Raw genomic sequence first — 21,403 nt, 5'->3', positions numbered from 1 at the left:
TCCACACCCGTCCCCAGCGACCGGGCCCGCCGTCAACAGACCGTCCACACGCCCCGCCGCGACGCGACCTCCCACCCGACCTGCGACGACGTGCGCTCCCCGGTGCTCCGTCCACAGGATCCACAGCCGCTACGAACACCTCTGTCCTGTCTTCCAGGAAGGGCGATCACCCGCGAACATCCACAGGGGCGTCGATCTGGGGACGATCGACCGCACCGCACGGAGCAGCGAGCCGACCCGTGACCAGCCGTGTGCACCCGGTTCACCGCTGTCGCTCCTCTGCCGTACTGTCAGCGCTCGCAGGAATGTCGTTCAGCTGCTCGTGTCCGCTCCGCGCGCGGACCGCGGAAGGGGTCGGTGGCCGTGAAGTTCCGGGTGGAGCGTGACGTCCTCGCCGAGGCGGTGACCTGGACGGCGCGCTCGCTGCCCAGCCGTCCCCCGGTCCCCGTGCTGGCCGGCCTCCTGCTCGAGGCGGACGCCCAGGGGTCCCTGGTGCTCTCCGGCTTCGACTACGAGGTCTCCGCCCGCGTCGAGGTGCCCGCCGAGGTCGACGAACCGGGCACCGCGCTCGTCAGCGGCCGCCTGCTCGCGGACATCTCCCGCAGCCTGCCCGCCAAGCCCGTCGAGGTCGCGCAGGACGGGTCGAAGATCAGCGTCACCTGCGGCGCCTCCCGCTTCAGCCTGCTGACGATGCCCGTCGACGAGTACCCGTCGCTGCCGCAGATGCCGGACGTCGCGGGCTCGATCGCGGGGGACGTCTTCACCTCCGCCGTCGCCCAGGTCACCGCAGCCGCCAGCCGCGACGAGACGCTCCCGATCCTCACCGGCGTCCGGATGGAGATCGAGGACGACCGCGTGACCCTGCTGGCGACGGACCGCTACCGGCTGGCCATGCGCGAGATCCCGTGGCGCCCGGCGACGCCGGGGACGTCGGCGGTCGCCCTCGTGCGCGCCCGCACGCTGTCCGAGGTCGCGAAGGCACTCGGCGGCGCGTCCTCGGACGTCACCGTGGCGCTGTCGTCCGACGGCGGGCAGGAGCTCATCGGGTTCGAGGCCGGCGGCCGGCGCACGACGTCGCTGCTCGTGGACGGCGAGTACCCCAAGGTCCGGTCGCTCTTCCCCGCGGAGTCCCCGGTCCACGCGGTCGTCGAGACGGGCCCGCTGGTCGAGGCCGTCCGGCGCGTCGCGCTGGTCGCCGAGCGCAACACCCCGGTGCGCCTGTCGTTCACCGACGGGCAGGTCACCCTGGAGGCGGGGCAGGGCGACGACGCGCAGGCCTCCGAGGCGCTGGAGTCCACGCTGCAGGGTGAGCCCATCTCCATCGCGTTCAACCCGCAGTTCCTGCTCGACGGGCTGCAGGCGCTGAGCACCCCGTTCGTGCGGCTGTCGTTCACGCAGCCGACGAAGCCGGCGGTCCTGACCGGGCAGGCCGAGCTCGCGGGGTCGGACGACGACACCTACCGCTACCTGCTGATGCCCGTCCGGATGGCCGGCTGACGTCGGTCAGCGCCGGGGTCTCGGGCCCCGGGCGTCCCGGCCCAGCGGGTGCCCGCCCCGGCCGGGTGTGGTCGAGTAGGCGGACGGACAGGCGGACAGGCTCGGTCGACGAGGAGGCAGCGATGCACATCGGGCTCGTGGGGCTCGGCAAGATGGGCGGCAACATGCGCGAGCGCCTGCGCCGCGCCGGCCTCGAGGTCACCGGCTACGACCGCGACCCGGACGTCAGCGACGTGGGGAGCATGGCCGAGATGGTGCAGGCCCTCCCCGCGCCGCGCACGGTCTGGGTCATGGTCCCCTCCGGGCCCGTCACCCACGGCGTGGTCGACGAGCTCGCCGACCTCCTCGACGAGGGCGACCTCGTCATCGAGGGCGGCAACTCGCGCTACACCGACGACCAGGAGCACGCCGACCAGCTCGCCGCCAAGGGCATCGGCTACCTCGACTGCGGCGTGTCCGGCGGCGTGTGGGGCCTGGACAACGGCTACGGGCTGATGGTCGGCGGCGACGCGGAGCTGGTCGAGCGCGCCATGCCCGTCTTCGACGCCCTGCGTCCGGAGGGCCCGCGCGAGGAGGGGTTCGTCCACGCGGGGGCCGTCGGCGCCGGCCACTACGCGAAGATGGTGCACAACGGCATCGAGTACGGCCTCATGCAGGCGTACGCCGAGGGCTACGAGCTGCTGCAAGCGAAGGACATCGTCGACGACCCGCACGGGTGCTTCCAGGCGTGGACCCGCGGGACCGTCGTCCGCTCCTGGCTGCTCGACCTGCTGGTCAAGGCGCTCGAGGGCGACAACGAGCTGTCCGCGATCAAGGGCTACGTCGAGGACTCCGGCGAGGGTCGCTGGACCGTCGAGGAGGGCATCGCCAACGCGGTGCCGATGCCCGTCATCAGCTCGGCCCTGTTCGCCCGCTTCGCCTCCCGCCAGGACGACTCACCCGCGATGAAGGCCGTCGCGGCGCTGCGCAACCAGTTCGGTGGGCACGCCATGACGGAGGCCGGACCCACCTCTGGCACCGAGGAGGTCAGCAAGGAGGCCGGTGCCGACGAGGCAGGCCCGACCTCCGGGTCCGGCGAGACCCACTGACGCCGGCTCCCCACAGCCGGCCGCCGACCGCAGCGAACAGCGCCCCACCCGTGCACGTCACCCACCTGTCCCTGGCCGACTTCCGCAGCTGGCGCCAGGTCGAGCTGCCGTTGGCGGCGGGCGTCACGGCCCTGGTCGGCCCGAACGGCCAGGGCAAGACCAACCTCGTCGAGGCCGTCGGCTACGTCGCGACGCTCGCCAGCCACCGCGTCGCCCAGGACGCCCCGCTCGTCCGGGCCGGCGCCGAGCGGGCCGTCGTCCGCACGGCCGTCGACCGGGACGGCCGCAGCACCCTGGTCGAGCTGGAGATCACCCCCGGCCGGGCGAACCGTGCCCGGTTGAACCGCTCACCCGTCCCGCGGCCGCGCGAGGTGCTCGGCACGCTGCGCACGGTGCTGTTCGCGCCGGAGGACCTCGCCCTGGTCAAGGGCGACCCGGAGGGGCGGCGTCGCTTCGTCGACGACCTGCTCGTGCTGCTCTCGCCGCGCTACGCCGGCGTCCGCGCCGACTACGACCGCGTGCTCCGGCAGCGCAACGCCCTGCTCAAGCAGGCCGCACCGCAGCGTGCCCGCGGGCGGCGCCGCGACGAGGCACCGGCGGCCGGCGGCGCGACCGTCGACTCCACCCTCGACGTGTGGGACACCCAGCTGTCCCGGCTGGGTGCCGAGCTGCTCGCCGCCCGGTTGTTCACGCTGCGCCGGCTCGCGCCCCACGTGGCGGAGGCCTACCGCGCGGTGTCCGACGCCCAGGGCGAGGCCGTCCTGGGGTACCGCGCGTCGGTGTCGGACGAGCTCGGCGACGCGTTCGCCGCGGGCGACGACCTGCCGGGCCGCGAGCCGCTGGCGCAGGCCCTGGCCGCCCGGATGCTCGAGCTGCGCCCCAAGGAGGTCGAACGGGGCACGAGCCTCGTCGGCCCCCACCGCGACGACCTCCTCCTCGACCTGGGTGGCCTGCCCGCCCGGGGGTACGCCAGCCACGGCGAGTCCTGGTCGTTCGCGCTGGCACTGCGGCTCGCCAGCTACCGGCTGCTGAAGGACGAGGGGTCCGGCAGCGACGCGGACCGCGAACCGGTCCTCGTGCTGGACGACGTGTTCGCCGAGCTCGACGCGGGCCGCCGGACCCGGCTGGCGGCGCTCGTCGGGGACGCCGAGCAGGTGCTGCTGACCGCCGCGGTGGACGCCGACGTCCCGGCGGAGCTCGCGGGCGACCGGGTGCGGGTGCAGGGCGGCGAGGTGACCCGTGGTTGACGCACGCGGCCAGGACGAGCCGCCCGGCGAGGGGCCGGAGGCGGCCGAGGACGGCATCGACGCGGTGCGCGCGGCGCTGAACCGGGCGCGCGCCGCAGCGGCGGCGAAAGGGCTGGCACCGGGACGCCGGCCCGGTCCGGCGCCGCGACCGAGGCGCCGGGTCGCCGGCCGCCGCACCGGCGCAGGCCCCGACGGGCGGGACCCGCAGCCGTTCGCGTCGGTCGTCGAGCGCCTGGTCGCGGAGCGCGGCTGGACCACCCCGGTGGCCGTCGGCGGGGTCATCGGCCGGTGGGAGCAGGTGGTCGGGGACGAGGTCGCCGCCCACTGCACCCCGGACTCCTTCGAGGACGGTGTGCTCGTCGTGCGCACCGACTCCACGGCGTGGGCCACCCAGATGCGGCTGCTGGCGCCGACGGTCCTGCGCCGGCTGGCCGAGGAGCTCGGGCAGGGTGTCGTGAAGCGGCTCGTCGTGCGTGGGCCGAGCGGTCCGAGCTGGCGGCGCGGCCCGCGCAGCGCGTACGGCGGCCGGGGCCCGCGGGACACCTACGGGTGAGTCGGCAGAACGGGGGGCACGAATGCGAGGGATCCGGCGCGGGAGCGTGCGGCTGGTCGCGGACGGCGACGGCGTGCGGGTGGTCGGGGCCGAGGGTGGTCACGGCCCGGACGTCCGGGTCGAGTGGGGGTCGTTGACGAAGACGGTCACCGCCACGGCCCTGGAGGTGCTGGCCGCCGACGGTGCCCTGGACCCCGACGCGCCGCTCGAGGAGGTGCTCCCGGGTGCGCGCCCGGGCACGGGGATCACCCCGCGCCTGCTGGTGGAGCACCGGTCGGGCCTGCCGCGGCTGCCCCCGGGCGTCCACCCCTTCACCACCCAGCCGTACGCGCGGTTCGACGCCGCGGCGCTCGAGGTGGTGCTCGGGCGGCTCGACCAGGTGGCGGTCCGCCCGCCCGGGCACGACGAGGAGTACTCCAACCTCGGCTACGCGGTGCTCGGCGCCGTGGTCGCCGCCGCGACCGGCGGCAGCTGGGCCGGCGCGGTGCGCCGCCTCGTCCTGGAGCCGGTCGGCCTGACCGGCGTGTCCGACGTCCCCGGGCCCGACGCCGTCGCCGGCGCCACGCGGTGGGGACGACCGCGCGTCCCGTGGCGGATGGCGGCGATGGCACCGGCGGGCGGCCTGTGGGGGACGCCGCGCGAGGCGCTCGCGTGGACGCGGTCGGCCGTGCTCCGGGGGCATCCGGTGCCCGCCTGCGCCGCGTGGCAGCGGGCGGGCGACGCGCGGTGGCACAACGGGGCGACCCGCGACGCGTCGGTCGTGGCGGCCGCGTCGCCGCAGCGGTCGGTGGCGGTCATCGTCCACGGCGTGGGCGTGGGGCACGGGGCCACCGACGCGGCGGGGCTCGAGCTCCTGCGTGCCCTGGCCGGCGGGCCCGGAGCCGGTGGAGGGACCGGCGCCGAGGCCGCGCCGAGGCGGCGCCGAGAGGCGCCGGACCGCCCGGGGGGCGTGGGGGGCCACAGCCCCGCACTCCAACGACGCGCAGATCCACCCCACAGGGCCGCAGACAGCACGTTGAGGCGCCGCGGAGAGGTAGACTGACCACGACGGTCACCTCAGGGTGGCCGTCAGTCACGCCGGAGCGTCGACCGCGGTCCGGCCAGCCAGTCGAGGGAGCGTCGTCACCCCGTGCCCGACGAGAACACCGCCCCGCGCTCCGCGGAGCCCGCCGTCCCCGGCGGTCAGGAGCTGAGCGCCGAGATCGACCCCACCACGGCCCCGGAGGAGGCGGCGTCCCTCGCGGACGCCGGCGCCTCGTACGACGCGAGCGCCATCACGGTCCTCGAGGGTCTCGAGGCGGTCCGCAAGCGTCCCGGGATGTACATCGGCTCCACCGGCGAGCGGGGTCTGCACCACCTCGTCTACGAGGTGGTCGACAACGCGGTCGACGAGGCCCTGGCCGGGTACTGCGACACCATCGACGTCACGCTGCTGCCGGACGGCGGCGTCCGGGTCCGCGACAACGGGCGCGGCATCCCGGTGGACGTCGTCGCCAGCGAGGGGCGCCCCGCGGTCGAGGTCGTGCTGACCGTCCTGCACGCCGGCGGCAAGTTCGGGGGCAGCGGGTACGCCGTGTCCGGCGGCCTGCACGGTGTCGGCGTCTCCGTCGTCAACGCGCTGTCGTCCCGCCTGGCGGTCGAGGTGCGCCGCGACGGCCACGTGTACCAGCAGAGCTACACGATCGGCGTCCCCGACGCCCCGCTCGACAAGGTCGGCGCCACGGACGAGACCGGCACGACGGTCACCTTCTGGGCGAGCGACGACGTGTTCGAGACGACCGAGTACGACTTCGAGACGCTGCGCACGCGCTTCCAGCAGATGGCCTTCCTCAACAAGGGCCTGACGATCCGGCTCACCGACGAGCGCCCCGAGCACCTCGACACCGGCGAGGAGGCCGAGGAGGCGACCGACGAGACGCCGAAGGCGCGCACGGTCACCTACCGCTACGACGGCGGCCTCGTCGACTACGTGGCGCACCTGAACTCCTCGAAGAAGAGCGACGTCATCCACCCGGAGGTCATCGCCTTCGAGGCCGAGGACACCGAGCGCCGGCTGTCGGTCGAGCTCGCGATGCAGTGGACGACGGCCTACTCCGAGTCCGTGCACACCTACGCGAACACGATCAACACCCACGAGGGCGGCACCCACGAGGAGGGCTTCCGCGCGGCGATGACCTCGCTGGTCAACCGGTACGCGCGCGAGAAGGGCCTGCTCAAGGAGAAGGACGACAACCTCACCGGGGAGGACATCCGGGAGGGGCTGACCGCCGTCGTCTCCATCAAGCTCGGCGAGCCGCAGTTCGAGGGGCAGACCAAGACGAAGCTCGGCAACACCGAGGCGAAGGCGTTCGTGCAGCGGGTCGTCACCGACCAGCTCGCGGACTGGCTGGACCGGCACCCGAACGAGGCGCGGGACGTCGTCCGCAAGTCGATCCAGTCGGCGGCGGCGCGGATGGCGGCGCGCAAGGCGCGCGAGGCGACCCGGCGCAAGGGCCTGCTGGAGTCCGGCGGCATGCCCGGCAAGCTGCGGGACTGCCAGAGCAACGACCCGTCGCGCTGCGAGGTGTTCATCGTCGAGGGCGACTCCGCGGGTGGTTCCGCCGTCCGCGGCCGCAACCCCGAGACGCAGGCGATCCTGCCGATCCGCGGCAAGATCCTCAACGTCGAGAAGGCGCGGATCGACAAGGCCCTGGGCAACCAGGAGGTGCAGGCGCTCATCACGGCGTTCGGCACCGGCATCGGCGAGGACTTCGACATCAGCAAGCTGCGGTACCACAAGATCGTGCTGATGGCCGACGCCGACGTCGACGGCCAGCACATCTGCACGCTGCTGCTGACCCTGCTGTTCCGCTACATGCAGCCGCTCATCGAGGGCGGGTACGTGTACCTGGCCGCTCCCCCGCTGTACCGGATCAAGTGGTCCAACGCGCCGCACGACTACGTGTACTCCGACCGCGAGCGGGACGCCGTCCTGGCCGACGGCCGCGCGAACGGCAAGCGGCTGCCGAAGGACAACGCCATCCAGCGCTACAAGGGCCTGGGCGAGATGGACTACTCCGAGCTGTGGGACACGACCATGGACCCGGAGCACCGCACCCTCAAGCAGGTGACCATCGACCAGGCGGCCGCCGCCGACGAGATCTTCTCGATCCTCATGGGTGAGGACGTCGAGTCCCGGCGCGCGTTCATCCAGCGCAACGCCAAGGACGTGCGGTTCCTCGACATCTGAGGTCGCACCCCCGCCCGCCCGTCCCCCGGTCACCGCACGCCGTCCGTGACCGACCCGCACGACGAAGGAAGTCCTCGTGACCGAGCAACCGCCCGTCGAGACCGACCGGATCGAGCAGGTCGACCTGCAGCTGGAGATGCAGCGGTCGTACCTCGACTACGCGATGAGCGTCATCGTCGGCCGCGCGCTGCCCGACGTCCGCGACGGGCTCAAGCCGGTGCACCGGCGCGTGCTGTACGCGATGTACGACGGCGGGTACCGGCCGGACCGCAGCTTCTCGAAGTGCTCGCGCGTCGTCGGCGACGTCATGGGCCAGTACCACCCTCACGGTGACACGGCGATCTACGACGCGCTGGTGCGGCTCGTGCAGGACTGGTCGATGCGGTACCCGCTGGTCGCCGGCCAGGGCAACTTCGGGTCGCCGGGCAACGACCCCGCGGCCGCCCCGCGGTACACCGAGTGCAAGATGGCGCCGCTGGCCATGGAGATGGTCCGCGACATCGACAAGGACACCGTCGACTTCCAGGACAACTACGACGGCCGCACCCAGGAGCCGTCGGTCCTGCCGTCGAGGTTCCCGAACCTGCTGGTCAACGGCTCGGCCGGCATCGCGGTCGGGATGGCCACGAACATCCCGCCGCACAACCTGCGCGAGGTGACCGCCGGCGTCCAGTGGTTCCTGGAGAACCCGGAGGCGTCCAAGGAGGAGCTGCTCGAGGCGCTGATGGCCCGGGTCCAGGGCCCGGACTTCCCGACTGGCGCGTTGATCATGGGCCGGCGCGGCATCGAGGACGCGTACCGCACCGGCCGCGGGTCGATCACGATGCGCTCGGTCGTCGAGGTCGAGGAGATCCAGAACCGGACCTGCCTCGTCGTCACCGAGCTGCCGTACCAGGTCAACCCCGACAACCTCGCGCAGACGATCGCCCAGCTCGTCCGCGACGGCCGGCTGGCCGGCATCGCCGACATCCGGGACGAGACGTCCGGTCGCACCGGCCAGCGGCTCGTCATCGTGCTCAAGCGCGACGCCGTCGCGAAGGTCGTCCTCAACAACCTCTACAAGCACACCCAGCTGCAGTACACGTTCGGCGCGAACATGCTCGCGCTGGTGGACGGCGTCCCGCGGACGCTGAGCCTGGACTCGTTCGTCCGGCACTGGGTCGACCACCAGATCGAGGTCGTCGTCCGGCGCACCCGCTACCTGCTGCGCGAGGCGCAGGAGCGGATGCACATCGTCGTCGCGCTGCTCAAGGCCCTCGACGCGCTCGACGAGGTGATCGCGCTGATCCGCGCGAGCGCCACCGTCGACGACGCGCGCACCGGTCTGATGGAGCTGCTCGACATCGACGAGGTGCAGGCCAGCGCCATCCTCGACATGCAGCTGCGCCGGCTCGCGGCCCTGGAGCGGCAGAAGCTCACCGAGGAGCACGCGGCGCTCGAGGCGAAGATCGCCGACTACGAGTCGATCCTCGCCTCGCCGGAGCGGCAGCGGCAGATCGTCAGCGACGAGCTCGCGGAGATCACCGACAAGTACGGCGACGACCGCCGCACCCGGGTCATCCCCTTCGACGGCGACGTGTCGATGGAGGACCTGATCCCCGAGGAGGACGTCGTCATCACGATCACCCGTGGTGGCTACGCCAAGCGGACCCGGGTCGACCAGTACCGCTCGCAGCGCCGCGGCGGCAAGGGCGTGCGGGGTGCGCAGCTGCGCGGGGACGACGTGGTGGAGCACTTCTTCACCACGACGACCCACCACTGGCTGCTGTTCTTCACGAACCTCGGCCGGGTGTACCGGGCGAAGGCGTACGAGCTGCCGGAGGGTGGTCGGGACTCCAAGGGGCAGCACGTCGCGAACCTCATGGCGTTCCAGCCGGACGAGCGGATCGCGCAGGTGCTCGACCTGCGCGACTACGAGCAGGCCCCGTACCTGGTGCTGGCGACCCGCCGCGGCCTGGTGAAGAAGACGCGGCTGACGGAGTACGACTCGAACCGGTCGGGCGGCCTGATCGCGGTCAACCTGCGCGAGACCGACCAGGAGGGCGGCGGGCCCGTCCGCGACGAGCTGGTGTCCGCGCGGCTGCTGGACTCCCGCGACGACCTGCTGCTGGTCTCCCGCAAGGGCCAGTCGGTGCGCTTCACCGCCACCGACGAGGCGCTGCGGCCGATGGGCCGGGCGACGTCCGGGGTCACGGGCATGAAGTTCCGGGACGACGACGAGCTGCTCGCGATGGACGTCGTCCCGATCGCGGAGGTCAAGGCGTCGGAGGGTGAGACGGAGGGCGAGGCGGCGGACGTCGTCCCGCACGACGTGTTCGTCGTCTTCGAGAACGGCCTGGCCAAGCGCACGCGCGTCGCCGAGTACCGGGTGCAGGGTCGCGGCGGTCTCGGCATCAAGGTGGCGAAGCGCTCCGAGAAGGGCGGGGACCTCGTCGGCGCCCTGCTCGTGGGGCCGGACGACGAGGTGCTCGTCGTGATGGAGAAGGGCAAGGTCGTGCGCTCGCGCGCCGACGAGGTGCGGCTGACGGGTCGCGACAGCCAGGGCGTGCGGTTCGCCACGCCGGACCGCGGTGACTCGATCATCGCGGTGGCACGCAACACCGAGCGGGCGGTCGAGGAGGAGGTCGGGGCTGTGGACAGCCCGGTGGACCCACCTGTGGACAGCCCTGTGGATGCTGTGGATGACCAGGGTGCTCCTGCTGCTGACCGTGTGGACGGTGGCACCCAGGGTGCTCAGGACGCCGTCGCGCCGGACGACGACGGCACCGCGGATGGCGTACCGTCGAGGGACCAGCAGACCGGAGGTGAGGCGTGAGCCAGTCCGATCAGGCGGCCCCCGGGGTCGCCGCTCGCGGCGCGGGCTCGTCCCGCCCCGGTGACGGCCCGAAGGGGTCAGCAGCGCAGGGGTCGGCCACGCAGCCGATCGAACGCGTCCGGCCGGCTGAGAAGGGCGGTGCGGGGTCGCCGTCAGCTGCCGCGAGCCCGTCCCCCGGCAGGGCCGGCGCCGACACGCTGGACCGTCCCGCGACCGGCGCCGCCGGCTCGGGTGCCCGGCCGGGCGGTGAGGCCCGCCAGGCACCGCAACGGCCGCCGTCCGCGCCGTCCGGTGCGCGACCCGGCGCCCCCCGGCGGGTCCGGCTGACGGTGTCCGCCGTCGACCCGTGGTCGGTGATGAAGCTGTCGTTCCTGCTGTCCGTGGCGATCGGCGTGGCGATGGTCGTGGCCGCCGGCGTGCTGTGGACGTTGCTGGACGGGATGGGCGTCTTCAGTGACGTCAACGGCGTGGTCGGTGAGGTGCTCGGCGACCCCGCCTTCGACATCCACGACTACGTCGGCTTCGGCAAGATCGTCTCGCTGACCACCGTCATCGCGGTGGTGGACGTCGTCCTGCTGACCGCGATCGCCACCCTCGGCGCGTTCCTCTACAACATCGCGACGTCCCTGGTCGGAGGGCTGCACCTCACCCTGTCCGACGAGTGACAGGCGTTTTGGGAACCCGGGTGAGCCTGCGGTACCCTCGTCCGTCGTCAGCCTCCCCGCTCAGGCGGTGGCGCCGACGGTTCCGGGCCTATAGCTCAGTCGGTTAGAGCGCTTCCCTGATAAGGAAGAGGTCAGAGGTTCAAGTCCTCTTAGGCCCACCGGTTTCCCAGGCGGTCGTCCCTCCCGGAGGGCCGTGGTCGACGACGCGGAGGACCTGGTGAAGAAGCTCCTGCTCCTGGCCGCTGGCGCCCTCGGGTTCCTCGTGTGGCGCAAGAACCAGGCCGACAAGGCCGAGCAGGACCTGTGGGCCGAGGCCACCGACACGGTCTGACCCGCACCACCGGAACCGCGAGGTTCCGCCCGGGGGCGTGGCGCAATTGGTAGCGCACCTGCTTTGCAAGCAGGGGGTTAGGGGTTCGAGTCCCCTCGCCTCCACCCCAGGTCAGAGGCCCTTTCCGGATCCCGGGAAGGGCCTCTGACCGTCCCGTACAGCAGCGGAGTACAGCAGTAGGGCTCACGACGCCCCCTCTCCGAACTGGGCGCCGAGCCTGGCCAGCGCCCGCTGCGTCTCCTGCGACGGCGCCTCGCTGTAGACGTTCATGGTCACGGCGATCTGGCTGTGGCGGAGGATCGCCATCGCCACCCGCGGGTGCACGTCCAGAGCGACCAACAGCGAGGCGCACGTCCGCCGAGTGTCGTGGACGGAGATCTCCCGGACCCCGGCCAACCCCGCCCGTTCCTTGAACTTCCGGTGGAAGTTACGCGGGTCCACCGGCCGTCCGAACCTCGTGGTCACTACGAGCCCGTCACCGTCCCACGCCTCCGCCGCCTCCTCACGCCAGGCGTCCTGCTCCGCCCTCCGCAGCCTCAGCGCCTCGATGCAGAGCCCAGGCAGCGGCAGCGACGCCTCGGACGACGCCGTCTTGGTCTGCCGACGGACCAGCTCGCGGCTGTTCAGCAACTTCATGCTCGGCTTCGAGCGCACCTGGGACCTCGCCACCCCTGTACAGGCCGAGACCGCCGCCTAGAGTTCGAGGCGTGGCACGCATCGACTACATCGACGACCCGAACGCCCCCGAGATCAACAGCGTGGTGCCGTCCGTCGTGGCCGTCGTCGAAGACGACCAGGGCCGCATCCTGCTCATCCACAAGACCGACAACAACCTCTGGGCCCTCCCCGGCGGCGGCCACGAACCCGGCGAATCCATCCGCGACACCGTCATCCGCGAGGTCAAGGAAGAGACCGGCTACGACGTCGAAGTCACCGGCATCGTCGGCACCTACACCAACCCCAACCACCGCATGGCCTACGACGACGGCGAAGTCCGCCAGCAGTTCTCGATCTGCTTTGCTGCCCAATTGCTGGGTGGTGAGTCCACCAGGAGCAGCGAGAGCCGTGAGGTTCGTTGGGTCCAGCCGGGCGCTACCCGGCAGCTCGACATGCACCCGTCGATGCGCCTCAGGCTGCAGCACTACCTAGATCGGCGGGACCACCCCTACATCGGGTAACCCAAGCGTTGCGCGTGCGCGCCCACACGCCGCTAGCAGGTGCGCTTCACCCTTGCTGACCGCACGGTTAACCGGATCCGTGGGACCGTATCGGCGGAGTATGTCGTCGATGCGGTCACGCTCGGAGGTGACTTCCCCCGACGGCCCCGTCGTCATGTCAAGAAACGTCAGTAGATCTAGATTCGGTCGCTCGGGCTCCTCAAACTGGAGCAGGGCAGCATCAAGACCCCGCTCACGCGCTTCGAATATCGCCCCGGAATGGTAGGCCACCAATGACACCACCTCCGCAGGGGCACCGAGCAGAAACAAATACGCAGCTGCGTCCAAAGGATGAAATCCGGTGGATCGTATGCCATCCCCATACCCCACATCATGCAACCATGCCGCACATACGACTGGCTCACTGACAAGGCGGAGAGCGGCCAGGGTTTCAGCTCGCGCTCCCACTTTGCTTACGTGAAGCCAGCGACGGCCAGTCAGAACACGACGCGCGAGGACCCTAGCGCCAACCGCATTCCACTGAGTCATCTGTAGGGGTCGAACATAAGGGCAAAGAGCCTGGCCTGTCACCGAACAAGCCCCGTTGCGCGATCTCACACCACAGCGGCCTTGGCCACATCTTGCTGCCCAAACTCGGAAGCCATGAAGTATAGTAACTGTTGCGGCTGGGTTTCCAAGAACTCACGAAGGAATGGTCCGTGACCACCGTTGAAGGCGCTTAGCAAGTCCAGCGGCTGATAGCGCGACAGACTTCCCAACCAGAACATCAGACTATAAATGCTCAGCCACTGCGGCAGGCGGGTCTCACCCGCAGGTGCAAGGTACAGATAGTACCGTCGGTAGGGTGGCTGTGACGTCACGGTCTGCCAAAGGACGTCTCTCAGTGGGGCGACGACATCCATCACTACATCCGCCGCCCTATGCGAATAGACCACTGGGGCCGCTTGCTGAATCCCGTACAAGCTGGCGTCATGCGGCTCTGCAACACCCTCATGGGATACGCCGAGACCGGAATCCGTCACCGTCGCCTTAAGCGATCGCCTTCGGGTCGTCAAAGCTTCACGCTTGACGTACAGCGTCGACCACAGCTGGCTTCGGCGTCGATCCTCTAGGATGCGGACCGCCTCTACAGGTATGAACCGCTCACGCTTCAGTCCCTCGGCGTTCAGCCACATGCGATGCCCTACGACGCTTTGGCCCATCAGCGCGCGAACCGGGTGCTGAGTGGCCAGTACGCCTGCCCCATGCAAGGCGTTATGTACTTCGTCCACCACCGAATCCCCATTGGGGTAGGAAGACTTGAACGCGATCGAACTGGTCGCTGGGGAATGATGCCCGACCCCGTGCGGCAAACCCACGGGACTGATGCCATGAAACGTCCGGCTTGTTATCGATCGGCCACGGCTGGCAGCTAGCGCTTTGGCTAAGTTCATGAACGAGTAGTAGTAGAGCAGGGGCTGTGGCTCGAATGTATGCGCTCTCGCTGCCGCACGATAGTATTCCTGAGCCTGCCGCACGAAGGACTTCGCTTGCTCACGATCGCTCGGTGATGACGCCTGCATATGCGCCGAGACAGCTCCGTGGATGACTGCCCAGGGATCCGCCGCGTACAACATGTGGTGCAGTGCCCAGCGGCGTTTGGTGTCTCGCCGCATCATGTTGAACGCGAAGTCAGGCCGCGCCCCCAATATCCGAAGGCGTTCCCCCTGGCGGGCGGGTGCTAAGGACATGACCTCAATGTGCCAGACGCCGGCAGCGAACGGGTGCCGAAGTGACCTCTATGGGATCAAGGGGTCGCGGCTGCGCCGCGCTCCGCGCTGCGCTCGAGGCAGACACCCCGCGCTTTGGCGCTTCGCGCCACGCGCGCTGCCCCGAGCGGCGCGCAGGGTTGATAGCGCCCACGCACGACGCCGCCCCCGTTCCCCACGGACAGACTCGACGAGGCGGCTGACCGGACGTCACTTCCGGTCCCTGGACTCTGTATCACCACCAGGCACAACGGTCGAACGCTACGGTGCGAGATTGGAAGGCAGAGGCAACTCAAGATCCCGGCCACACGAGGAAGGACCAGGTCGTGAAGCGAGTGCGCATCACGCTTCCTGACTGGGCAGGGGGCGGGGACCCCGAGGCGCTCCTGCGCGCCGCTTCACTGAAGACTTGGAACCGCGGTGACGGTGAGTGGGACGTGCAGCCAGAGGAGGCCTACCTACAGCGTGCGAACACCCTCATCGATGTTCACCATGTGGCCGGCCCCGAGCGCGCAACGCGTGACTTCGGCCTCTTGGACAGTGCCGCAAGGACCGAGACGACCCCCGTTCGTCAGCACGTGGATCCCGCGTTGTTGGCACGTCGCCTTGCGGCTAAGCCGGCGGATGGAGATATCGCCACCAGCCTGTCGCAGGCCCAACTTGCCCTGCTCGTAGCGCCGACCACAGATGTAGCGGCGCTTGCCGAGGCTCAATGGGATGCGCTTCGTCGGACTCGTTTCATCGAGGACGCTTCTGGCCGCCCGTTCGCGGATGCTGGCGTGCATTTTGTAACCCGCAAACACGCCGTGTCTCTGCGAATGAAGTTGGCACAGGTGTCGCTCCACCTAGAGGACGATCCTACCGGCCGTGAGTCCTACGCGCGGCACGTAGGCGGAGGGCCGGCATTTCCGACGTCAGACGGCTTGCTGGATGGGCATTATCTACTTGACGCCTACATGGGCCCGCTCCTAGGAGCGCTGTCCCCTTTCATTTGGGCTATTGCCACGTTCCGTGAGTCGGGCGCCATCATCTACTCACTAGGAACGCCCATCGCCGGTGCCTCTGGTGAGGCGTCAGAGCCGCTTCAACTGCTACCGACACAGTCCGCGACATCAGTAACCCCAACCCCCAGCCTGGGTGCGGAAGCCCCTGGAGCTGCTCTGCGTTGGTGGGTGATCGCTCTCGATCGGATGTTCAGTGTGCTCACCGACGTGACAGTGTTCTCAACGAGTGACGGCAAGTACAATCCATCGGCGCATCTCCACGCGATGCTCACCGTGGAACAATTGCTCCGACGGGTGTCCTCCATCCAAGCCACACACCGTGACGTCCATGCACGACGGGTGCTTTTCTTTTCCGCACTCGACACGCTCCAGTGGCTCACCGGACGAAATGTTGAGACACTTACCAAGCCGAGCCTGGCGGCGAAGACCCTGGTCAACCTCCGCGCCGCGCTGCCCACTCCCGCCGCAGAGGTCCTGCTGCCAACTGCCGAGAGGGGACTCAGTGCCCTACGGGCCGTGGACGCCGGCTTCGGGGCAGGTACTGGGCCGATTCAGCTGCCCCGCCACGACGGGGCAACCGAGCCCATCACTCGCGACCGGGCTACCGGCATGTACATGCGCCTCCTTCGGAACGCGACACATGGGCATGGCGGGGAGCCAAAGACACGAACCCAGGTGACCTCTCTCCTTAAGTCACATTCTGGATCCGTGCCGCATGATATCGGATTCGTTGCGTGGCTCTGGCTCATAGACCTGCTCAACCGGCCGGCAGACCTAAGGGCAACCCTTCGCGCACGATCACGCGCGTAGTGGGTGTCTAACTCGGGCCGGGCATTCTTCCTCAGCAACCGTGAGTTAGAAGTTCAGCCTATAGCCGGTAATGACGCGCCTTGCTCTGATGAGTTCGGCACGCGTCAGCAGGTGGAGTCGGAACGCCGTAGGGGACAAGACGTTGGTCACGGCGACGACGACGAAGTGATTGTCCCACTCGACGCGCCAGCTCTCCTTAGGCGTGAGATTGAACGCCAGCTTCGAGGCCATCACGCCCTTTACCTCTACATGCAACTCGCGGTCTGCCTTCGCGAACAACAGGTCGAAGCCGACGCCATCCCGCTGACAGTCCCGTTTCAAGGCCCAACCATCGGCCTCCAGGGCGAGCTGTGCGAGCGAAATCCCTCGCGTCTCTGCCAGTTTGTTGCGACGTGAGTTGCTCCCGGAAGGCGGCAGGTCCGAGTTGAACACGCTCGTGCCGGGCGGTCCTTCGGTGTAGTTGGGGATCGCGGCGGGCGGGGGCGTGAGGGGGCCGCTGGGGAGAACTGGCGGCACGACGAGTAGCGGAGCCACCTCAGGCATCGGGAGTTCGTCGATGACGCGGGCTGCGACCACGTCGCCGCCGGGATCGTGATCACTTGCAGCCTCGACAAGGGGAGCAGCGGCCGCTGCTCGCAGGATCGCCGAGTAGGTCTCGTAGGTGATCTCGGTGATCGCGTGTTGGTGGTTCCAGCCAGGCATCTCCAGCTCTTCGCCAGGGACAGGCCGAGTGAACTCCGAGTAGTTGGCGATGGTGGCTTCCCACGGCCCAGTCCACCCGGGACCGATGTAGGAGACCTCGGCATGAGCGACGAAGTGCTTGGGATGCTGCCTCGACTTGCTCGTCGAGTAGTAGATGACCCGCGACCCCGGACCAGCGTCGTTCAGCGGGCGGTGCGCTGTGACCGTTGAGTCGTACCGGTACCGCAGGTGGTGGTCAGTCTCCCAACGGGCACCGACCTCAGCGTCACTGACGTTGAGGAGGAAGCACCGGGGCGTCCTCGTGATGGCTGCGCGCATCCGCGAGTACGCACGGTTCGTGACCGTCGAGCCACCCTTCTCCGCCGACTCGCTGGTATCCCAGAACGGGTCGTATGTCAGGCCGAGGTCTTGCAGGACACGCTCAGCCTTCCGGTAGGCGTCCGCGGCGGTTGACCCGTCATCGGTCAGCACCTTGTGGACTCGGTCCAGGAAGGTGCTATCCACGGACGCGCCGCTGGAAACCGGCGGATTATCAAGGCCGAGGGCGGCGGCGATGCCCGCGGCCAACTGTCCCTTGGTGGGCTTCGCGACCTTCGCGCCGAGGATTTTCGAGGGAGCGGCGTCCTGACTCACTGTGCTGAGTCTGCCCGGCAACCGGTGAACTAGGAGGAAGTCGGACAGCGGATGCTCCGAACGGGGTAGTGACTGGCACGCGACGGGGAGGGTCAGGGTCGTTCGCCGGCAGCCGCCCCGCTGTACGGTCGTGTCCGTGCTCGAGACGTGCCCGATGCAGGCAGCACTCCATAGGCGGGTCTGATGGAGCTGCAGCAAGTCGTCGAACGTTACGCCCGCTCAATCGAGCAGGTGGACCCGGGGAGCCAGGCGACTGGGGTGAACGCGCGAACCGGGCGTGCATACCTGCCCGGGTTCAAGGCCCTCAGCGAGGAGCCTGCGGTGGAAGCCATCGATGAGGCCTGGGAGCTCCTGCACCCTGGCGAGCGGAGTCATCGCGCGACGAAGGTCCGCTACCCGCTGCTACCCGCCACCGCCAAGCTCGATCACGTCATCGACACCACTGGGACCACCGAGGGCGAGTATGAGTGGGGTATCGAGGTGAAGCGGCTGCAGTTTGTCGGAGACAACGGCGGCGCCAACGACTTCGCCACCGCCAAGGTGTTGTCGCCGTACCTGAAGGACCGCGGGATGCTTCACGATGCTCTCCGCCTCCGGGAGTATGGCTTTACCCGTCGCATCGCAGTCATCGGCTACTCGTTCGACTACGACGCCACGTCTGTAGCCCGCGCCCGCACCCTGCACCCGGCGCTCACTGCCCAGACGGTCCTCGACAACATCAGCACCATCATCCGGAACAACGGCCCCCTCCGGACACGGCCCCTCATCGAGTTCGCCGACGCCATCCTGGGCTTGCGCGGCTTCACCAGCGGCCCGCGTGCGGAGGAGAGTTTCGACGCGTGGACGCACCCAGCCGGCGGGCGCGGTGTCGTCTTCGGCTGGGAGATCCGGCGACCCGACCGCGAGCCGGACTACGACCCACGACACCCCTGGTAGTCGAGTCGCTCATCGCGGCGCCTCAGCGGCCAGCACCCGATGTGCCGCAGCCTTGGGGTCTTGAGCCACCTCGCACTCCCAGACCCGCACCACCACCCAGCCGAGCTCCTGCGCGGCTTCGGTTGAGGCCCGGTCACGAGCACGGTTGCGCTCCATCTTGTCCCGCCACAGCGCAGCGTTAGGCCCGCGCCAGTCCGTCCGGCCGTGCTTGGGGCACCCGTGCCAGAAGCAGCCATCCACGAACACCGCGAGACGCCTACCAGGCAGCACCAGGTCCGGCCTGCAGCCCGGTGCTAGGCGACGCTGCAGCCGGAACCGTGCGCCGGCCGCGTGCAGAGCACGTCGCAGCGCGACCTCAGGGCCGGTATCTCGCCGCTTCCGTGCGCGAAGGTGACGACCCGCCTCGGTCGCTACCCAGCCCTCGCCCGCCCCGGCCATCGGTTACGAGACCTCGCGCAGACCGTGCCCACTGTGGATGTCTAGTCCTTCACTGGCGGCCGCCGCGTGCGCTTCCACTGCCCGGACCACAGGGTGGTCGTCGCCCAGCAGGTCCTTGTCCCGGTCCACGTGCTCGCGGAAGACGTGCTGGACCGCTCCCACGTTCACCGCGTTACCCAGCTGCTTGAACGACGCCGCGTCCGGCTGCTGCCCGAAGTCGAAGCCCTCAGGTAGGCCTTGCAGCCTCGCGGCTTCCCGCACAGTGATCCGACGCCGACGCGGGCCGATGATGCTCGTCTGGGTGATGGCCACTAGAGCAGGCAGGTACGTCGCCCGCTTGGCGCGGATCCCTGACGGCCGGAAGTGCATGACGGTGTCCCAGAGCGACTCCGCCTCCTGTGCCTGCCACTCCAGCTTGCGGCGCGACGGCGGGAACCCCTCCAGCCCGTCCCAGCGCTCCAGCCAGTCGTCGATCGCGTCTTGGTGCCGCGTGTACAGCTGCGAGTTCCGCCTCAGGAAGTTGGCCTTCCAGGCGGGCGCGCTCGGCTCGATCCACAGCTCGTCCTCGTGCACGAAGTGGTCCGCCCACACGGGGAAGCCCGGCAGCCGCCGCTCGCCACCACGTCGGAGCGTCTGGACGAAGTCGTCCCACGCGTTGATCCAACGAACCTCGGTGGTCGTCAGCCGACCACGCACCGCCGCCGGGTCGTCGTCCGAGTCCAGGTACTCCTCGATGTCCCACTCCTGCGGGTCCCAGAGAACCGGCCGCGGCGACACCACCGGCGGGACGTCGACCCACGCGTCGTCAGGGTCGTCAACGCGCGTCGCGGCGATGAACACCCGCTCACGCACCTGCGGGCGCCCCCCCGCGTCAGGTGCCAGAAGGTGAGGCGAGAAGACCGCGGGCTTCGACGCCACCCGGTAACCGAGCTGGCGGAGAGCCTTCACGATCACCCTCCACTCGTGGTCATGGCGAGGCCCCGCGAGGTTCCGCACGTTCTCCAGGAGCACGACCGAGGGCGCACGCTCCTCCAGCACCCGGCAGATGTTCCAGAACAGGGTGCCGCGCGCCTCGTCCATGCCGAGCTGGCGCCCCGACTTGGAGAAGGGCTGGCAGGGGAACCCCGCCGCCAACACGTCGTGGTCCGGGACGTCCATGCGGTTCTCAGTAGCCTCGACGATGTCGCCCGCTGGAGGAACGTGCCAGTTCCGCTCGTAGACAGCCGCGGCGCGCTCGTCGATCTCGGATGCGTAGACGCACTCACCGCCGAAGGCGGACAGGGCCGCATGGAAGCCGCCGATACCGGCGAACAGGTCGACGAACCGGAAGGAAGGTGGACTCGTCGCCATAGTCGTCAGCTTAGCTGAGGGGTCAGCTAAGTCAAGCTCCCTTCGGGTGAGTTCGACGCCCGGTATGCCGGTGCGTGTCATGACTCTCCCACCCGGACGCGAACAGCGAAGGCGAGGGTCGGCCTGCCACCAGCCAGCAAGGCGAGACCTTGGCAGTCGGCACCGACATCCCCAGTCGGACGATGGCCACAGAAGGAGCGCACGTACAGCAGAGAAGTACAGCAACCCCGCCGACGGACAGCCTCGAAGGCTGGTGCGTCTGCGCGTCGACGCGTGCTCACCGACGCTTGTCGAGCCACCAGCCGACGCTTTGCAAGCAGGGGGTTAGGGGTTCGAGTCCCCTCGCCTCCACCCCGTGACGAACCCCTCCCGAGGTCGGGAGGGGTTCGTCGTGTCCCGGGTGGCGCGGGGGTTGTCCCTTCGGGCCGCCCACCGCCCGGTGTCAGCTCTCCCGCGCGGCGATCCCGTCGAGGCGGAGCAGGTCGACGATCTCCTGGGGCGTGCGGCCGGTCTTCTTCTCGGCGTTGTCGAGGTAGGCCTGGAACGACACGAGGTCCTCCACGTGACGAGGGTGGGTCGATCGCCGGTCCGACCGGTGCCCGGCCGGGGAGTCATCGGTCCGGCGCGAGCGCACCGATGAGTCGAGGAGCGCGACGCGGTCGGAGTGGTCAAGGGACGACGGACGACCGGCGAGGAGGGCACGTCGTGACGGCAGCGGTGGTGGCGGGCATGACCACGTCGGCGGACGGGTTCGTCGCCGACGTCGAGGGCAGGATCGACCGCCTCTACGCGGACCTGGCGGACCTGCGGGACGACGCCTGGCTCCAGGAGCCGGTCCGGCGCACCGGGGCGGTGCTCATGGGACGGCGGACCACGTTCGTCGACGGCGACGTCGTCCGGGCCGTGGACGTGGCCCGTCGCGCCGCCGCGGACCGTGACGTCCACGTCGTCGGTGGCGCCGACGTCATCGGGCAGCTCCTGCGCGCGGGACTGGTCGACGAGCTGCACCTCGACGTCACACCCGTGCTGCTCGGTGACGGCCTGCGCCTCCTGCCCCGGGACCCGACCCGCCACGCCGACCTCGACCTGCTCGACGTCCGCCGGGTCGGTGGGCGCACCAGCCTGCGCTTCGCCGTCCGCCGCTGACGCGCGCGACGGACCCGGCCGATGGCCGGGACC

General features: G+C 69.8%; 18 protein-coding genes and 2 tRNA genes. 14 read left to right on the top strand and 6 right to left on the bottom strand.

Features of this window, described 5'->3' with window-relative positions; all coding sequences use genetic code 11:
• The first annotated feature begins 363 nt into the window (after positions 1 to 363).
• The 11 genes from dnaN to ACYVQV_RS04140 all read left to right on the top strand — a co-directional run bounded on the left by dnaN (position 364) and on the right by ACYVQV_RS04140 (position 11,529).
• The gene (dnaN, locus tag ACYVQV_RS04190) at positions 364 to 1,497 is read left to right on the top strand and encodes a DNA polymerase III subunit beta (protein WP_461022084.1); all 1,134 of its coding nucleotides are present in this window, start codon (positions 364 to 366) and stop codon (positions 1,495 to 1,497) included.
• A 65-nt stretch (positions 1,498 to 1,562) separates the two neighbouring features.
• The gene (gene gnd / locus ACYVQV_RS04185; RefSeq protein ID WP_461022005.1) at positions 1,563 to 2,585 is read left to right on the top strand and encodes a phosphogluconate dehydrogenase (NAD(+)-dependent, decarboxylating); all 1,023 of its coding nucleotides are present in this window, start codon (positions 1,563 to 1,565) and stop codon (positions 2,583 to 2,585) included.
• 50 nt (positions 2,586 to 2,635) lie between these two features.
• Positions 2,636 to 3,832: a DNA replication/repair protein RecF gene (gene recF, locus ACYVQV_RS04180; RefSeq protein ID WP_461022004.1), complete on the top strand. Its 1,197-nt coding sequence runs from the start codon at positions 2,636 to 2,638 to the stop codon at positions 3,830 to 3,832.
• The gene (locus ACYVQV_RS04175; RefSeq protein ID WP_461022003.1) at positions 3,825 to 4,385 is read left to right on the top strand and encodes a DciA family protein; all 561 of its coding nucleotides are present in this window, start codon (positions 3,825 to 3,827) and stop codon (positions 4,383 to 4,385) included. The genes recF and ACYVQV_RS04175 overlap by 8 nt, the downstream gene beginning before the upstream one ends.
• A 22-nt stretch (positions 4,386 to 4,407) precedes the next feature.
• Positions 4,408 to 5,427, top strand: a complete 1,020-nt coding sequence (locus ACYVQV_RS04170) for a serine hydrolase domain-containing protein (RefSeq protein ID WP_461022002.1) — start codon at positions 4,408 to 4,410, stop codon at positions 5,425 to 5,427.
• A 159-nt stretch (positions 5,428 to 5,586) separates the two neighbouring features.
• The gene (gene gyrB, locus ACYVQV_RS04165; RefSeq protein ID WP_461022083.1) at positions 5,587 to 7,614 is read left to right on the top strand and encodes a DNA topoisomerase (ATP-hydrolyzing) subunit B; all 2,028 of its coding nucleotides are present in this window, start codon (positions 5,587 to 5,589) and stop codon (positions 7,612 to 7,614) included.
• A 136-nt stretch (positions 7,615 to 7,750) separates the two neighbouring features.
• Positions 7,751 to 10,429, top strand: coding sequence for a DNA gyrase subunit A (gene gyrA, locus ACYVQV_RS04160; protein WP_461022082.1), 2,679 nt, complete (start codon positions 7,751 to 7,753; stop codon positions 10,427 to 10,429).
• On the top strand, positions 10,426 to 11,094 hold the full coding sequence (locus ACYVQV_RS04155; RefSeq protein WP_461022001.1) for a DUF3566 domain-containing protein: 669 nt from the start codon (positions 10,426 to 10,428) through the stop codon (positions 11,092 to 11,094). The genes gyrA and ACYVQV_RS04155 overlap by 4 nt, the downstream gene beginning before the upstream one ends.
• Before the next feature lie 84 nt (positions 11,095 to 11,178).
• Positions 11,179 to 11,252: transfer RNA gene (locus tag ACYVQV_RS04150), tRNA-Ile, on the top strand.
• Positions 11,253 to 11,311: 59 nt separating this feature from the next.
• Entirely contained in the window at positions 11,312 to 11,425 is a 114-nt protein-coding gene (locus tag ACYVQV_RS04145; RefSeq protein ID WP_461022081.1) for a DLW-39 family protein, read from the top strand.
• 31 nt (positions 11,426 to 11,456) lie between these two features.
• Positions 11,457 to 11,529 (top strand) — tRNA-Ala (locus ACYVQV_RS04140).
• Between the two features lie 79 nt (positions 11,530 to 11,608).
• On the opposite strand, the gene ACYVQV_RS04135 is transcribed toward ACYVQV_RS04140, so the two are convergent.
• Positions 11,609 to 12,061 carry a site-specific integrase gene (locus tag ACYVQV_RS04135; protein WP_461022000.1) on the bottom strand — a complete coding sequence of 151 codons (453 nt, stop codon included), beginning with the start codon at positions 12,059 to 12,061 and terminating at the stop codon, positions 11,609 to 11,611.
• 71 nt (positions 12,062 to 12,132) lie between these two features.
• On the opposite strand from ACYVQV_RS04135, the gene ACYVQV_RS04130 reads away from it, so the two are divergent.
• The gene (locus tag ACYVQV_RS04130) at positions 12,133 to 12,603 is read left to right on the top strand and encodes an NUDIX hydrolase (protein ID WP_461021999.1); all 471 of its coding nucleotides are present in this window, start codon (positions 12,133 to 12,135) and stop codon (positions 12,601 to 12,603) included.
• A gap of 593 nt (positions 12,604 to 13,196) precedes the next feature.
• Here ACYVQV_RS04130 and ACYVQV_RS04125 read toward each other — a convergent pair.
• The 3 genes from ACYVQV_RS04125 to ACYVQV_RS04115 form a co-directional block, all read right to left on the bottom strand.
• Positions 13,197 to 14,333, bottom strand: coding sequence for a YaaC family protein (locus ACYVQV_RS04125; protein ID WP_461021998.1), 1,137 nt, complete (start codon positions 14,331 to 14,333; stop codon positions 13,197 to 13,199).
• A 476-nt stretch (positions 14,334 to 14,809) separates the two neighbouring features.
• Complete coding sequence (locus ACYVQV_RS04120; RefSeq protein WP_461021997.1) at positions 14,810 to 15,196, bottom strand: hypothetical protein; 387 nt, start codon at positions 15,194 to 15,196, stop codon at positions 14,810 to 14,812.
• Between the two features lie 1,014 nt (positions 15,197 to 16,210).
• Positions 16,211 to 17,500: a protein NO VEIN domain-containing protein gene (locus ACYVQV_RS04115; RefSeq protein WP_461021996.1), complete on the bottom strand. Its 1,290-nt coding sequence runs from the start codon at positions 17,498 to 17,500 to the stop codon at positions 16,211 to 16,213.
• Positions 17,501 to 17,683: 183 nt separating this feature from the next.
• Between ACYVQV_RS04115 and ACYVQV_RS04110 the strand changes: the two genes are divergently transcribed.
• On the top strand, positions 17,684 to 18,436 hold the full coding sequence (locus tag ACYVQV_RS04110; RefSeq protein WP_461021995.1) for a hypothetical protein: 753 nt from the start codon (positions 17,684 to 17,686) through the stop codon (positions 18,434 to 18,436).
• A gap of 9 nt (positions 18,437 to 18,445) precedes the next feature.
• Here the strand turns inward: ACYVQV_RS04110 and ACYVQV_RS04105 are convergent, their stop codons facing one another.
• The gene (locus ACYVQV_RS04105; protein ID WP_461021994.1) at positions 18,446 to 18,874 is read right to left on the bottom strand and encodes a very short patch repair endonuclease; all 429 of its coding nucleotides are present in this window, start codon (positions 18,872 to 18,874) and stop codon (positions 18,446 to 18,448) included.
• Between the two features lie 3 nt (positions 18,875 to 18,877).
• Positions 18,878 to 20,224, bottom strand: coding sequence for a DNA cytosine methyltransferase (locus ACYVQV_RS04100; RefSeq protein WP_461021993.1), 1,347 nt, complete (start codon positions 20,222 to 20,224; stop codon positions 18,878 to 18,880).
• Positions 20,225 to 20,929: 705 nt separating this feature from the next.
• Between ACYVQV_RS04100 and ACYVQV_RS04095 the strand changes: the two genes are divergently transcribed.
• On the top strand, positions 20,930 to 21,370 hold the full coding sequence (locus tag ACYVQV_RS04095) for a dihydrofolate reductase family protein (protein WP_461021992.1): 441 nt from the start codon (positions 20,930 to 20,932) through the stop codon (positions 21,368 to 21,370).
• The last annotated feature ends 33 nt before the right edge of the window (positions 21,371 to 21,403 follow it).

This window comes from Thalassiella azotivora, assembly GCF_054781695.1.
The sequence above is the reverse complement of the archived record's forward strand: the minus strand, read 5'-3'. Positions and strand labels throughout refer to the sequence as shown.

Coding starts and splice junctions, on each gene's coding strand:
- ACYVQV_RS04110 (WP_461021995.1), top strand. CDS start 17,684: ATGGAGCTGCAGCAAGTCGTCGAACGTTACGCCCGCTCAATCGAGCAG.
- ACYVQV_RS04135 (WP_461022000.1), bottom strand. CDS start 12,061: ATGAAGTTGCTGAACAGCCGCGAGCTGGTCCGTCGGCAGACCAAGACG.
- ACYVQV_RS04170 (WP_461022002.1), top strand. CDS start 4,408: ATGCGAGGGATCCGGCGCGGGAGCGTGCGGCTGGTCGCGGACGGCGAC.
- ACYVQV_RS04105 (WP_461021994.1), bottom strand. CDS start 18,874: ATGGCCGGGGCGGGCGAGGGCTGGGTAGCGACCGAGGCGGGTCGTCAC.
- ACYVQV_RS04125 (WP_461021998.1), bottom strand. CDS start 14,333: ATGTCCTTAGCACCCGCCCGCCAGGGGGAACGCCTTCGGATATTGGGG.
- ACYVQV_RS04100 (WP_461021993.1), bottom strand. CDS start 20,224: ATGGCGACGAGTCCACCTTCCTTCCGGTTCGTCGACCTGTTCGCCGGT.
- gyrA (WP_461022082.1), top strand. CDS start 7,751: ATGCAGCGGTCGTACCTCGACTACGCGATGAGCGTCATCGTCGGCCGC.